Source organism: uncultured Oscillibacter sp., from assembly GCF_910579365.1.
GTDB lineage: Bacteria > Bacillota > Clostridia > Oscillospirales > Oscillospiraceae > Oscillibacter.
The window spans coordinates 1-12827 of the sequence record NZ_CAJTUX010000028.1 but is presented as its reverse complement, the minus strand read 5'-3'; the positions used below and the strand labels follow the sequence as shown (position 1 = coordinate 12827).

General features: G+C 58.5%; 15 protein-coding genes. 11 read left to right on the top strand and 4 right to left on the bottom strand.

Translation table 11 applies throughout. The annotated features are described in order from the left end of the window. Window positions 1-413: 413 nt before the first annotated feature. The 3 genes from QZ329_RS08290 (at window position 414) to QZ329_RS08280 (ending at window position 1678) form a co-directional block, all read left to right on the top strand. On the top strand, window positions 414-644 hold the full coding sequence (locus QZ329_RS08290) for a hypothetical protein (protein ID WP_295750973.1): 231 nt from the start codon (window positions 414-416) through the stop codon (window positions 642-644). A gap of 9 nt (window positions 645-653) precedes the next feature. After that, on the top strand, window positions 654-911 hold the full coding sequence (locus tag QZ329_RS08285) for a hypothetical protein (protein WP_295750970.1): 258 nt from the start codon (window positions 654-656) through the stop codon (window positions 909-911). A 653-nt stretch (window positions 912-1564) separates the two neighbouring features. Then, window positions 1565-1678: a hypothetical protein gene (locus tag QZ329_RS08280; protein WP_295750968.1), complete on the top strand. Its 114-nt coding sequence runs from the start codon at window positions 1565-1567 to the stop codon at window positions 1676-1678. A 42-nt stretch (window positions 1679-1720) separates the two neighbouring features. On the opposite strand, the gene QZ329_RS08275 is transcribed toward QZ329_RS08280, so the two are convergent. After that, window positions 1721-2029 (bottom strand): helix-turn-helix transcriptional regulator, encoded by a 309-nt coding sequence (locus QZ329_RS08275; RefSeq protein ID WP_295750965.1) that lies wholly within the window; start codon window positions 2027-2029, stop codon window positions 1721-1723. A 172-nt stretch (window positions 2030-2201) separates the two neighbouring features. Here QZ329_RS08275 and QZ329_RS08270 point away from each other — a divergent pair, with 172 nt between their 5' ends. From QZ329_RS08270 to QZ329_RS08255, 4 genes are all read left to right on the top strand, one after another. Then, window positions 2202-3080: a GTPase gene (locus tag QZ329_RS08270; protein WP_295750962.1), complete on the top strand. Its 879-nt coding sequence runs from the start codon at window positions 2202-2204 to the stop codon at window positions 3078-3080. Continuing rightward, complete coding sequence (locus tag QZ329_RS08265) at window positions 3046-3849, top strand: GTPase (protein WP_295750958.1); 804 nt, start codon at window positions 3046-3048, stop codon at window positions 3847-3849. The genes QZ329_RS08270 and QZ329_RS08265 overlap by 35 nt, the downstream gene beginning before the upstream one ends. 446 nt (window positions 3850-4295) lie before the next feature. Then, window positions 4296-4946 carry a cytidylate kinase-like family protein gene (locus QZ329_RS08260; RefSeq protein ID WP_295750954.1) on the top strand — a complete coding sequence of 217 codons (651 nt, stop codon included), beginning with the start codon at window positions 4296-4298 and terminating at the stop codon, window positions 4944-4946. A 249-nt stretch (window positions 4947-5195) separates the two neighbouring features. Continuing rightward, on the top strand, window positions 5196-6113 hold the full coding sequence (locus QZ329_RS08255) for a diguanylate cyclase (RefSeq protein WP_295750951.1): 918 nt from the start codon (window positions 5196-5198) through the stop codon (window positions 6111-6113). A gap of 90 nt (window positions 6114-6203) precedes the next feature. On the opposite strand, the gene QZ329_RS08250 is transcribed toward QZ329_RS08255, so the two are convergent. After that, on the bottom strand, window positions 6204-6824 hold the full coding sequence (locus tag QZ329_RS08250; protein WP_295750948.1) for a CatA-like O-acetyltransferase: 621 nt from the start codon (window positions 6822-6824) through the stop codon (window positions 6204-6206). Window positions 6825-6991: 167 nt separating this feature from the next. Here QZ329_RS08250 and rsmA point away from each other — a divergent pair, with 167 nt between their 5' ends. The 4 genes from rsmA to QZ329_RS08230 are packed head-to-tail and all read left to right on the top strand — an operon-like array spanning window position 6992 to window position 10633. Continuing rightward, on the top strand, window positions 6992-7843 hold the full coding sequence (gene rsmA / locus QZ329_RS08245) for a 16S rRNA (adenine(1518)-N(6)/adenine(1519)-N(6))-dimethyltransferase RsmA (protein WP_295750945.1): 852 nt from the start codon (window positions 6992-6994) through the stop codon (window positions 7841-7843). Between the two features lie 11 nt (window positions 7844-7854). Beyond that, entirely contained in the window at window positions 7855-8271 is a 417-nt protein-coding gene (locus tag QZ329_RS08240; protein WP_295750943.1) for a ribonuclease III domain-containing protein, read from the top strand. Then, on the top strand, window positions 8261-10000 hold the full coding sequence (locus tag QZ329_RS08235) for an NFACT RNA binding domain-containing protein (protein ID WP_295750940.1): 1740 nt from the start codon (window positions 8261-8263) through the stop codon (window positions 9998-10000). Before QZ329_RS08240 ends, QZ329_RS08235 begins: the two co-directional genes overlap by 11 nt. A gap of 21 nt (window positions 10001-10021) precedes the next feature. After that, complete coding sequence (locus QZ329_RS08230; RefSeq protein ID WP_295750938.1) at window positions 10022-10633, top strand: methyltransferase domain-containing protein; 612 nt, start codon at window positions 10022-10024, stop codon at window positions 10631-10633. Between the two features lie 47 nt (window positions 10634-10680). On the opposite strand, the gene jag is transcribed toward QZ329_RS08230, so the two are convergent. Continuing rightward, window positions 10681-11562, bottom strand: coding sequence for an RNA-binding cell elongation regulator Jag/EloR (jag, locus tag QZ329_RS08225; protein ID WP_295750936.1), 882 nt, complete (start codon window positions 11560-11562; stop codon window positions 10681-10683). 14 nt (window positions 11563-11576) lie between these two features. Then, complete coding sequence (locus QZ329_RS08220) at window positions 11577-12737, bottom strand: YidC/Oxa1 family membrane protein insertase (protein ID WP_295750933.1); 1161 nt, start codon at window positions 12735-12737, stop codon at window positions 11577-11579. Window positions 12738-12827: the final 90 nt, after the last annotated feature.

Here is a 12827-nt window from a genome sequence, read left to right as displayed (position 1 = left end):
AGGGCAAGTATTGCATATTTTTATTGGCCCTTGCAGAAACATAATAAAACCTCCATTGTGCAAGGACGGGTTGGGGGTGTGGGGGATAGGGCGTTTAGGCCGGTCCACGCTTATTTCGCGTGGACTGCTCTACTCTTGCGGAGCAGCCCTGTCCCCCACGAATATCAGAATATCAGCACCCAAAGCACCTGGAATGAATGCCCCAGGTTTAGTCACAAAGATAATATATCATGGAAAGGCTGGGCTTTAACAAACCTCAAAACGGCAGCTTGGTTTGCTGCATGGCAAAGGCGTCTGCCTGTTAATTGCCAGGCGTTCAATTAGATATTATCTCCTTGCAGGAAGTATGACCTAGGCATTTCCTAGAGCGGCTAGGTTCATAGGAGCTTAGATAATTTCAAGGAGGTAGCATCATGACCACAAAAATCTTTACCTGCGAAATCTGCGGCGAGAAAGTGCCCATTGCCCGACGCACCCGCTTCAACGAACAGGACCTTTGCCCCCGCTGTCTGGAGGAGGAAACCGCCCTCTGCTCCCATTGCGGCCAGCGCATCTGGCGAAGCGAAAACTCCGGCAGCGACAGCACGCCCCTTTGTGAGCGCTGCTATGAGAGCTACTACACCCACTGCGCCAATTGCGGATAGCTCCTCCATATGGACGACGCTCACTACCAGGACCGGGAGAGCGAGACCCCCTGCTGCACCGACTGCTTCCGCAGTCTTTGCCGCACCCATAGGCTCTATACCATCCAGGACTACTACTATAAACCAGAGCCCCTTTTCTTTGGTGAAGGGCCACGCTTCTTCGGCGTGGAGCTTGAGATCGACGAGGGGCGGGGAAAGCCCCTCCAATGCCGGAGAGCTTATGCAGATTGCCAACAGAAAAGAAGAGCACATCTACTGCAAGCATGACGGCTCCTTGGAGGATGGCTTTGAGATCGTCACCCATCCCATGAGCCTGGAGTACCACGAGAAACATATGCCCCGCCGTTCTGCAAGAGACCGTCGGAATGGGCTACCGTTCCCATCAGGCGGGAACATGCGGCCTCCATATCCACGTCAGCCGCAGCGCCTTTGGAAGAATCCCTTCGGCGCAGGACATTGTGATCGCCCGAATCCTCTGTTATTTTGTTTTTTACTTTGAAGGAACATAAAAGTAAAAAACGTTGCAGGAGGTATGATAAACGATGGAGAATAATCATAACGCGCTCATTGCTCTTAGGACCGGAGAAACGCTTTCGGAACGCTCCGGGGAGTATTGGAGCGAAGAAGAACAGGACACGCTAAACCGGCTTTTGGGGACGGGCTATGGCATCTCTGAAATCGCAGTCGAACTGCGCCGGAGCGAAATGGCAATTTGCCAGCAGCTTTTGCGCCGGAATATGCTTGCCCAACAGGGGAAGCCTCGAACCCGGAGAGAGCAGCCGGAAAAGAGCTGTCACTGTCCCCGCTGTACAGACCGGGATTGTCCTCGCTGTGGAAAGGAAAAGCCTGATGCCGGAAGCGTATGACGATCTGATGACGGCTGACGAAGCCTGTGAGGCCTTAAAATCGGGAAGAACGCCTTGTATGCCCTCCTCTCTGCCAAGACCTTAAAGGCTGATCGCAACGGCAGAGTTTGGAGAATCCCCAAGCGGGCCGTTGTAGAATATATCTTGTCGCAGTCTCATTTGGGATAGAAAACGCCCTGGGTACATCAATACCCAGGGCGTTTCTAATCGTCAAGTCTGCCGGTCCAGGAGACCCTGCATGTAGGCGGAGGCCAGGGCCTTGCTCCTTTCGTCCAGGCGGTCCCATTGGGAAAGACAATCCTTTTGGTCGCCTGTCAGCTTGGCGCTTTCGTCTTGGTCGGAGAAGAACTGCGCCAGCGTGATGCCGAAGCCCTCGCAAATCTTCATCAGTGAGGGCACGGACGGCACATTGGTTTTGTGAAGCATGGTGCTTAGCGTCGAGTAAGGGATACCGGAAGCCTTTGCGAGACGGTAATAGGTCCAGGAGCGGGACTGACAAAGCTCCTGGATTCTAGCCACAACGTCGAACTCCACCACAATCCACCTCCTGGAAGTAGTGCTATTATTCTACCCAGTAAGGCGGATTTTCGTTAGATTGTATTTGCCGATATATTTTTGTTGAATTATGGCGAATATATGATATACTTAGAACCATAGCATTTTCAAATGTAAAACGAAAAGAGGGAATATTGTGGAAAGAAATTGGTTTGATGAATTGGAAAGACGTGGTGTAAAGACTACACCGGAGCAGCGCCGTAAAATCGAGGAGAAGATCAACGCAGTCTTGACCTATGAACCTCGAATCGGTGTTTTCGGTAAGACAGGTGCTGGTAAATCCAGCTTATGCAACGCCCTGTTTGGACAAGATGTTTGCCCGATTAGCGACGTGGCTGCTTGCACACGAAACCCTCAAGAAGTCTTGTTGAAAATGGGAGGCAACGGGATCAAATTAGTGGACGTACCTGGAACAGGGGAGAGTACGGAGCGGGACAAGGAATATGCGGAGCTTTACACTCAACTTTTGCCTGAATTGGATTTGGTCCTGTGGCTTATTAAAGCTGATGACCGAGCGATGGGCAACGATGAAACTTTTTATCAAAATATTGTCATACCGCATATTGAACAAGGAAAACCGTTTTTCATGGTGTTGAATCAAGTGGATAAGATTGAGCCTTGGCGGGAATGGAATGATTCAACGCATGAACCCGGCCCAAGGCAGTTTCAAAACGTTCATAGGAAAATCGAAACAGTTGCAAATCAATTCAATTTGCCTGCATCAAAAATAATTCCCGTATCTGCCAATGAAAAATACAATTTGACAAAATTAGTAGATGAAATTATATTTGCGCTGCCAAAAGAAAAAAATATCACGCTTTTCAGGGCAGTTGATAAAGAGTTTCAATCCGTCGCTGCTGGGGAACACGTTAAAGAGGGATTTCTTGAAATTGTTGCAGATACTATTACAACGGTAGTTGATCGTGTTGCTGACACAGTGGAAACCGTAGTGGAAACAGTAAGAGATGTGAAGGACTGGATTGACGATCACCTTCTATGGTGGTGGCCGTTCTAAAGAGAAAATACTTAATATGCGTGAAGGCTTGATACTGCATTTAAAAAATAAGGAAGGCTTGGATGCCTTAATTCGACGTTTTCGAGCATTTCAGAAACTGAAAAACACCACGATATGGGAATATGAGAATCAAAATGGCAGATTTATTCGACATAAACATTTTCGGTGGATTTATGACGAAAAACAAATTGTGTTATTGCAGATTATGTTCATCGGAAAAACAGGCTATGGAAAATCATCTTTGATTAACTCTATTATCGGAAACGACTTGTTCGAAGTTGATGACATAGAATCCTGTACTAAAAAGTTGGACACCGTCTTTTATCAATTGGGAAAAAGTAAGACCTATTATTTAGCACTTAGCGACCTTCCTGGTGTTGGCGAAGGTAAAACGGTGGATCGGCAATATCGGAATTGGTATAAGCAGATGGTCTCTCACTCGGGTTGCGTGGTATACGTTCTTCGTGCAGACCAAAGAGATTATTCCATCGACGAACTTATATTTGAAGAGGTTTTTCAAACAGAGGCCCAGCGCAAAAAGGTGGTGATTGCACTAAATTTCGCTGATAAAATCGAACCACTTAATAGAGGCGTCCATATCTCGGAGGCACAAATGCGTTCTCTGGATATAAAATCAAAGGCTGTTCGAAGGAAGTTTAAGGTCAACACCGTGATCCCTTGTTGCGCCAAAACAGGTGAAGGTATTCCTGAACTCGTAAAAGAAATTGTGAGCACTCTTGACGCATATGCTTACAATGTGGATGTATGATAAAGGCTGTTCCTACGATAAGGGCCATGTTGTCAACCACGTGTCAACCGCCTGTTAAAAACGATACATGCTCAAAAAATAAATAGCGGTTGACAAATATTTTCATGTCGAAAAATAGTACATATTCCGGGCTGATTTGAGAGCATTTAAGGCCATCAAACGGCCAAAAAGTGCCTGTTCTTTATGGGCAACAACCCCATGGCCGGCGCGCCCGCGGCCGAATCCAAGAAATAACAGGAGCTGTTCCGGGGATTTGTCTCCAAAGGGTTAGAAGCTCCCGCCGGCCGGAAGCAGAAACGGGAATCACGTCACCGGGCGGAAACGCGCCGTGATGTGATTCCTGTTTTTGGTCCGCAGCGACCCTCCTCTCCGGCGGAGGGCGCTTTTTATTTGACGATTTTGTAAAACCGGAGTATAATGGAGGCACCTAGAAAGGAGGTCCCGCCATGAAGACCATCATCACCATCGGAAGACAGTTCGGCAGCGGCGGCAAGGAAGTCGGCATCCGTGTGGCCAAGGAGCTGGGCATTCCCTTTTACGATAAGGAGATTTTGCAGCAGGCCGCCAAGAAAAGCGGCCTGTGCGAGAAGATTCTGGAGAACTTCGACGAGCGGCCCAAGAGTCTGCTCTACTCCATTGCCATGGACTCCTACATGTTCGCCCTGCCGGGCACCGGCGTGGGGGATTCCCTGGAGCAGCAGGTGTACCTGGCTACCTTCAACACCATCCGCCAGATCGCCAAAGAGGGTCCCTGCGTCATCATCGGCCGCTGCGCGGACTACGCGCTCGCCGGCAACCCCGACCATCTGAGCATCTTCATCCACGCCCCTATGGAGGACCGGGTCCGCCGGGTGGCCCAGCGTCAGAACCTGACGCCGGAGAAGGCCAAGACCCTCATCACCAAGACCGACAAGCGCCGGGCCTCCTATTATGAGTACTACTCCTCCCAGCGCTGGGGAGCCGTGGACAGCTATGACTTCTGCATCAACAGCAGCCTCCTGGGTCTCGGCGGCACCGTGGAGCTCATCCGCGCCATGGTGGAGCACAAAGAGCATCCCATGCCCAGCCCCACGGAGTTGGACCCCACGCAGGAATAAATCCTTTTTTTGAACCGGCTGAAATCCGGTGGAATTTCCTCTGCCGGATTTCTTCTTTTTTGTATTTTTTGGAAGATGTTGCCTCCCGTTTTTCCGGATATCTAAAATTTTCCCCCGCATTTGTCAAGTTAGTACTTCCGCTTTCGTGGAAAGTCTGCTATAATGCTGTTTTAGTTGAGATATCTCTGGCGCCTTCCACCGTGACAAATGGGATTTGCGATGCCGCAGCCATGATAGAGGGAGTATGGTATGGATCAGATTTTAATTATTGATGACAGTCCTGTACAGGCAAATTTCCTGAAATCCATCCTGGAGCATGACTATGCTATTACGGTCAGCAACACGGCGGAGGACGGATTGAACCAGGTGCGGACGGGGGACTATTCCCTGATTCTGCTGGATGTGATTATGCCGGGAATGGACGGCTTTGAGCTGCTGAAGAAATTGCAGGAGGAGGTCCTGCTCCAGCGCGCGCCGGTGATTTTGATCACCAGCCTCAACGACACCGATCATGAGGAAAAGGGCCTGACGCTGGGGGCTGTGGACTACATAACCAAGCCCTTCCATCCCGCCATTGTCCGGGCCAGAGTCCACACCCACGTCAAGCTGTATCAATACCGGACCCAGATCGAGCGGGAGGCCACGATGGACCAGCTCACCGGCGTGGCCAACCGGCGGCGCTATGACTCCGTCAGCCTCAAGCGCTGGCAGGACGCCATCCGGCTGCACGTCCCCTTTTCCATCTGCATGTTCGACATTGACAAGTTCAAGGTCTACAACGACACCTTCGGCCACCCCGCCGGGGACAAGGTCATCTCCGCCGTGGCGCAGACGGCCTCCACCCTCCTGCGGAGGGGGACGGACTTCTTTGCCCGTTACGGCGGGGAGGAGTTCGTGGCCTTGATCCTGGGAGGGAACGGCGCCGCGGATTTTGCCCACTTGAAGCGGGTGCGCCAGGCAGTGGAGGACCTGCACATCCCCCACAATCCTGAATTTTCCCCCTGGGTAACCATCAGCATCGGCGGTATCACCGTCGTGCCCAAGGTGGGGGACTCCTACGATACCTATTTGAAGCTGGCGGATACCATGCTTTACGACGCCAAGCGCTTTGGCCGGAACCGCGTGGTGTGGACCAACGAGAAAATGGAGCAGTGGCAGGAAAAGTGATTGCGAAAAGCGGCGGCGCGGAACATTCCGCGCCGCCGCTTCCTTTGCAAATGCCTGCCCGCGCCGGACCGGGGGAGAGCGTTTTTCTCCTTACAGGGCCTCGATCCCGGCGGACAGCGCCTCGTGGAAGCGCCCCACATGAAGCCCGTCCACAAAGCGGTGATTCAGCTCCAGGGAGATGTGAAGAACCTTCCGCTCCCCCTCCTGGGCGTACTTCCCCCAGGCAATCCGGGGCACGGCGTCGTTGGGGTCAAAGTCCCGCTCGTTGGTCAGGGCCGTCAGCTCCACCCAGGGAAGGCACGAGAAGTAGATCAGGTCCAGGCTGTCCTCCTGGTCCAGGAATGTGTTCTGGGCAGCGCTCTTGGCCTTGGCGGCGGCGCAGAAGTCCCGGATGGTCCCCTCGCAGGGCAGCGTGACAATGTGGAACTGCTCCGCGCCGGGCTTCAGGTCCGTGAAGCTGGGAAGGCGGCGGTCAAAGAGAACCAGGTCCTCTCCCCGCAGGGCATAGCGGAAGGCCTCCACCTGGTTGACCGCCTGGGTACAGAGGTAGACCAGGGAATAGTAAAAGGACAGACCGCTCTCCTTTGTGAACGCATAGAGGCGGGTCACATCCTGGCGGAAGGTGACGCTGAAAAACGGCTGGGACATGGGGGAGAAGAAGTCAAACAGCTCTCGCCGGGACCAAGCGGCCCGATCGACAATCCGGGTCATGGAAACCCCTCCTTTCTGATGATGCCAGTATACCAGAACCGGGGAGAATTGCAAGGTCCGCCGCTCCCGGCACCAGAAAAAGAATTGAATCGCAGGTGGGGTTGTGTTATACTCTCCTGTGAAATCGAGCATGCTTTTTCAGATGCACCGGAAGGAGAGACAAGGCCATGAACCTTTGCGACCGGGAGACCCTGCGCGCCCTCTTGGGGCGGCACGGCTTCCATTTTTCCAAGTCCATGGGGCAGAACTTTCTCATCGACCCCGCCGTCCCGGCGGACATCGCCGCGGCCTCCCAGGCGGACAGGGGCTGCGGCGTGCTGGAGATCGGCCCCGGCGTGGGATGCCTCACGGCGGAGCTGGCAGGCCGGGCGGGGAAGGTGGCCTCCGTGGAGCTGGACAAGAAGCTCCTCCCGGTGCTGGCGGAGACCATGGCCCCCTATGAAAATGTGGAAATCGTCCCGGGGGATGCGCTGAAAATGGACCTCGCCGCTCTGGCGGCGGAGAAGTTCCCGGGCCTCCGCCCCCTGGTCTGCGCGAACCTCCCCTACAACATCACCACGCCGGTGCTGACAAAACTGGTGGAGACCCCCTGCCTGGAGAGCGTCACCGTCCTCCTTCAAAAGGAGGTGGCCCACCGGCTGGCGGCCCCTCAGGGGTCCTCCGGCGGCGGGGCGTTCACCCTCTGGCTCCAGTACTTCATGGAGACGGAGGTGCTCTTCGACGTTCCGGCGGCGAAATTCCTGCCCGCCCCCAAGGTGGACTCCGCCGTTCTCCGCTGCGTCCGGCGGGAGAAGCCCGCCGTGGAGGTGGAGGATGAGGCGTATTTCTTCCGCTGTATCCGGGGGGCCTTTCTGCTGCGGCGGAAGACCCTGATTAACAGCCTCTCCGCCGCTCTGCCGGAGATGGGGAAGGAGCGGGTCCAGTCCGCCGTCGAGGCCTGCGGTCTTCCCCTGTCCGTCCGGGGGGAGAAACTGACTCTGGAGGATTTTGCCCGTCTGGCAGCGGCCCTGGCGGGATAAGGAGGGCGAATATGGAAAACTACTTTCAGCCCCGCCTCTCCCGAGGGGCCATCCTGGACATCAGCTCCATCGGCCTGGCCCATATGGGGGACGCGGTGTTCGAGCTGCTGGTCCGCTCCTGGCTCTGCGCCCACGGCGGGGCCACGGGGCGGGGGATGCACCGGGCCGCCGTGGCCCTGGTGTGCGCCGAGTCCCAGGCGGAGAAGGCGGAGAAAATCCTCCCCCTTCTGACGGAGGAGGAGCGGGCCGTCTTCCGCCGGGGACGGAACGCACAGGTCCACACCGTCCCCCACCACGCCAGCCGGGCCCAGTACGGCGAGGCCACGGCTCTGGAGGCGCTGCTGGGCTGGCTCTACCTCCAAGGAGAGCTGGAACGGATCAACGAACTCTTTTGCAGGATGATGGAGGAGGAAGACCATGGCGATTGACGCGATCTGCTTACAGGCCGTGGTGGAGGAGCTGCGCCCCCAGCTGACGGGCCTCCGGGTGGACAAAATCCAGCAGCCCGCCCGGGACCAGGTGGTGCTCCTCTTCCGGGGAAAGCGGCTGCTGCTGAACGCCGGAGCGGGGGCCCCCAGGCTCCAGCTGACGGCCATCCTCCGGGACAACCCGGCGGAGCCCCCCATGTTCTGCATGCTGCTGCGCAAGCACCTCTCCGGGGCCCGGGTGGCGGACATCACCCAGCCCCCCCTGGAGCGGCTGGTGAAACTGGAATTTGACGCCTCCGACGAGCTGGGCCGCTCCGGCCGGCGGACCCTGGTGCTGGAGGCCATGGGCCGGCGGTCGAACCTCATTCTCCTGGACGGGGAGGGCCGGGTCCTCGACAGTCTCCGCCGGGTGGACGCGGACATGTCCGCCGCCCGGCAGGTGCTGCCGGGACTTTTCTACCAGCCTCCGGCCTCCACGGGCCGCCTGCCCTTCCTGGAGGAGACAGAGGAGGGCTTCGCCGCCCGCTTTGCCGCCGCTCCGGCGGAGAAGACCCTGGACGCCTTTTTGCTGGACTGCTACTTTGGTCTCTCGCCCCTCATGGCCCGGGAGCTGGCCTTCCGGGCGGCGGGGGATACGGACGTCCGCCTCTTCCAGCTGGGGGACCCCGGTCCCCTCTGGCGGGCTCTGGAGGACTTTCGGACCCGCGTCCGGGAAAACCGCTTCACCCCCGTCTGCCTGACGCGGGAGGGCAAACCCCTGGACTTCGCCTGCGTCCCTGTGGCCCAGTACGGCGGCGCGGCGGAGACCGTGACCTATGACAGCTTCTCCCATCTGCTGGACGCCTTTTACGAGGCCCGGGAGCGCCAGGAGCGCACCCGCCAGCGGGGGGCAGACCTTCTGCGGGCGGCCTCCACGGCCCGGGACCGCCTCCGGCGGAAGCTGGCCCTTCAGGAAAAGGAGTACGCCGCCACCCAGGAGCGGGACCAGCTCCGGATACAGGGCGACCTGATCACCGCCAACCTCTACCGCATGGAGCGGGGACAGACCCGGCTGGAGTGCGAGAACTACTACGACGGGGGCGCTCCCGCCGTTATCCCCCTGGACCCCCTGCTGACCCCCCAGCAGAACGCCGCCAAGTACTACAAGCGCTACGCCAAGGCCAAGACGGCGGAGAAATACCTCCGGGAGCAGATGGACCTGGCCAGGCGGGACCTGGACTATTTGGAAAGCGTCCTGGCGGAGGTCGCCCAGGCGGAGACGGAACAGGACTTCCTGGATATCCGTTCCGAGCTCCGGGAGGCGGGCTTCCTCAAAAAGCAGGGGAAGGGAAAACGGGACAAGGCCCGCCCCGCCGCCCCCTGGGAGTTCCGGACCACCTCCGGCCTCCGGGTCCAGGTGGGGCGGAACAACCGCCAGAACGACAAGCTGACCTTGAAGGACGCGGACCGCCGGGACCTCTGGCTCCACACCCAGAAGATTCATGGCTCCCACGTGCTCCTCCGCTGCGCCGGGCAGGCCCCCTCGGAGGAGGACATCGCCGAGGCGGCCATGCTGGCGGCCTGGTTCTCCCAGGCCAGGGAGAGCGGAAACGTCCCTGTAGACTACACGGAGGTCCGCAATGTGAAAAAGCCCGCCGGAGGGCGGCCCGGCATGGTGATCTACACCACCTGCCGCACGGTGAACGTCACCCCCAGGGAGGAGACGGTAAACCGGCTGCGGGCAAGGTAACGAATGATGGGAGCAGACCGCATGAAAAATCCCTGGGCCAGCGTGCCCCTCTCGGACTACGAGGCCCACATGTCCCTGGAGGGCGTGGCACAGCTCCAGGCCATGGACGGCCTGATGCGGCGGCAGTTTGAAACCCATTCCGCCGCCGGCTCCATTCTGATCTTCGGCGTGGCGGGCGGCAACGGCCTCCGGCACGCGGAGCGCTTCCGGACAGTCTATGGCGTGGACATCAACCCGGACTATCTGGCCGCCTGCCGGGAGCGGTACGGGCAGCGGAATTTCGTCCCGGTGCTGGCGGACGTGGCGGACCCAGCCTGCGTCCTGCCCAGGGCGGACCTGGCCGTCGCCAACCTGTTTGTGGAGTATGTGGGCTACGCCGCCTTCGCCCGGGCGCTGGAGAAGGTGGGTCCCCGCTGGGTCTCCCTGGGCATTCAGCTGAACGAGGGGGAGGACTTCGTCTGTGATTCCCCCTACCTCCACGCCTTCGACGGGCTGGAGGCCGTCCACGTGCAGATGGAGGAGGAACCCCTGACGGAAACGCTCCGCGAAGCCGGGTTCCGGCTGACGGGTACCCGCCGCATCCCCCTTCCTCAAAGAAAGGCTCTGCTGGGACTGGATTACGAGCGGGTATAACAAGAGGCCATGCCATTAGGCATGGCCTCTTGTTTCAGTTTCCGGTCTCAGCGCTTCTCGCCCCGGTCGTACGCCACCACCACCCGGCGGTTGGGGTCCGCGCCGGTGGAATAGGTAGTCACGCCCTCGTAATCCTGAAGGGCGGTGTGAATCACATGGCGCTCATAGGCGTTCATCGGCTCCAGGGTGACGCTGCGGCGGTACCGGATTACCTTTCCCGCCACTTTCCGGGCCAGATGCTGGAGGCTCTGCTCCCGCTTGGCCCGGTAATTCTCCGCGTCCAGGTGGACCCGGACCCGGGTTCCGCCGCTCCGGTTCACGGCGTAGCTGGTCAGCTGCTGGATGGCGTCCAGCGTCTCGCCCCGGCGGCCGATGAGCGCCCCCAGGCCCTGGCCCTCCAGAATGACCTTATAACGGCCCTTCTCCGGCAGGTACACCTTGATGGCGGCGGCGCAGCCCATGTGCTCCAGCAAACCGGACAGGAAGGTCTTGATGGCCTGAGCCTTCTCGTCGTCCACTTCCTCCCCCAGGGGAAGGGGCTGGAAGGGGGGCTCCTCCTGGCGGGGCTCCCGCTCCTTCCGCTCCGGGGGAGCGGGGCGGGGTTTGCGCTCCTGGGGGGCGGGACGCTCTTTTTTCTCCGGGCGCTCCCGCCGCTCCTGCGCGGGGCGCTCCTTCCGCTCCTGCGGGGGGCGGGGAGGCTCCGCGGCCTCCGGCACAGCCGGGGCGGGGGGCGGGAGAATCTCCTCTTCCTCCTCGGGACCGTAGTACACGCGAATCTTCGCCGGGCAGGCGCCCAGTCCCAGGAAGCCGGACTTGGCCCGCTCCAAAACCTCCACGGACACGTCGTCCCGGTCCAGCCCCAGCTGGGCCAGGGCCTTGGAGATGGCCTCGTCCTCGTTCTTGCCCGTCACATCAATATAGTCTCTCATAACGGTTTCCACCTTTACGTTTCGTCATAGCGGTCCGGTTTATAGGCCCGGCCCCTGGCGTAAGGCCGGTCGCCTACCCGGCCGGCCTCCGTGGTGCTGGAGGCGGCCTTGGCGGCTTTGGCGGCCTTGGCCTCCCGGGCGGCCTGCTGCTTTTCCTTCAAGGTCTGCTTCTGGGCGGTCTGCTGGCGCTGCTGCTCCTGAAGGACCTTGGCCTCCTCCATCTTCTTTTTCCGCTCCGCCTGGCGGGCCTCATAGCGGGCGTTCTCCTCTTCCTCCAGCTTCTTGTTGAAGAACCGGCCCATCAAAAACTCCTGCACGGCGGAGAAGGCGCTCTGGGCAATCCAGTACAGGCCCAGGGCGGCGGGCATCATGAAGGCGATATAGATGGAAAAGAGCGGCATGAACATCATCATGCGGTTGGCGCTGGCGGCGGAGGGATCCGTCTGGGGCTGGTGCTTCATGGTGATCTTGGTCAGCAGAATCTGGCTGCCGCCCGCCAGAATGGGAATCAGAATCATGCCGATAACCGCCCAGCTGAAGGCGAACTGCGTCACGGAGTCCCAGGGGTTGGCGGCCATGTCCAGGCCCAGGAAATTGTAATTGACATTGATCCAGCCGTCCACCTGCGCGCCCACCTCAGGCAGCTGGGAGGCGACGGTCTTGACCAGGTTGATCTGGCCATAAGGCTGGAGCTGGGTGACGCCGTCCCGGATGACGGCGGCGCCGTCCTTCATCTGCACGATGGCGGACACGTCCAGTCCCGCCCCCGTAACCGCGTCCACCATCTGCTGCACCACCTCTTCGGAAAGCATCATGAAGTGGGTGATGGGCTGGCGGATGATGGAGTACAGAGCCAGCAGGATGGGCAGGGGAAGGAAACTCCACAAACATCCGGACATGGGGCTGACGCCCTCCTCCGCGTAGAGCTTCTGCATTTCCTCCGCCTGCTTGGTCTGGTTGTTGGCGTATTTCTTTTGAATCTCCTGAAGCCGGCCGGACATGCGGCTCATGCGCATCATGCTCTTCTTGGACTTCATCTGGAAGGGCAGCATGATCATTTTCAGCACCAGCGTGAAGAGGATGATGGCCACGCCGTAAGACCCGGTCAGATTGTAAAACAGCCGGACCAGCCAGGCGAAGGGGATACAGATCAAGTATCCGATGGTTGAAAACATAATTTGTTCCTCTCAAACTAAAGTGGCATCCCCGCCGGGGCAGGAAGTTCCCCCGTGTTCCTCCGCTTGGCGGAGAAATCCAGTGGAATC

What these genes read in the sequence shown, in the direction of transcription:
- QZ329_RS08290 (WP_295750973.1), top strand. Translation starts at nt 414, where the DNA reads ATGACCACAAAAATCTTTACCTGCGAAATCTGCGGCGAGAAAGTGCCC.
- QZ329_RS08285 (WP_295750970.1), top strand. Translation starts at nt 654, where the DNA reads ATGGACGACGCTCACTACCAGGACCGGGAGAGCGAGACCCCCTGCTGC.
- QZ329_RS08260 (WP_295750954.1), top strand. Translation starts at nt 4,296, where the DNA reads ATGAAGACCATCATCACCATCGGAAGACAGTTCGGCAGCGGCGGCAAG.
- QZ329_RS08255 (WP_295750951.1), top strand. Translation starts at nt 5,196, where the DNA reads ATGGATCAGATTTTAATTATTGATGACAGTCCTGTACAGGCAAATTTC.
- QZ329_RS08250 (WP_295750948.1), bottom strand. Translation starts at nt 6,824, where the DNA reads ATGACCCGGATTGTCGATCGGGCCGCTTGGTCCCGGCGAGAGCTGTTT.
- rsmA (WP_295750945.1), top strand. Translation starts at nt 6,992, where the DNA reads ATGAACCTTTGCGACCGGGAGACCCTGCGCGCCCTCTTGGGGCGGCAC.
- QZ329_RS08240 (WP_295750943.1), top strand. Translation starts at nt 7,855, where the DNA reads ATGGAAAACTACTTTCAGCCCCGCCTCTCCCGAGGGGCCATCCTGGAC.
- QZ329_RS08235 (WP_295750940.1), top strand. Translation starts at nt 8,261, where the DNA reads ATGGCGATTGACGCGATCTGCTTACAGGCCGTGGTGGAGGAGCTGCGC.
- QZ329_RS08230 (WP_295750938.1), top strand. Translation starts at nt 10,022, where the DNA reads ATGAAAAATCCCTGGGCCAGCGTGCCCCTCTCGGACTACGAGGCCCAC.
- jag (WP_295750936.1), bottom strand. Translation starts at nt 11,562, where the DNA reads ATGAGAGACTATATTGATGTGACGGGCAAGAACGAGGACGAGGCCATC.
- QZ329_RS08220 (WP_295750933.1), bottom strand. Translation starts at nt 12,737, where the DNA reads ATGTTTTCAACCATCGGATACTTGATCTGTATCCCCTTCGCCTGGCTG.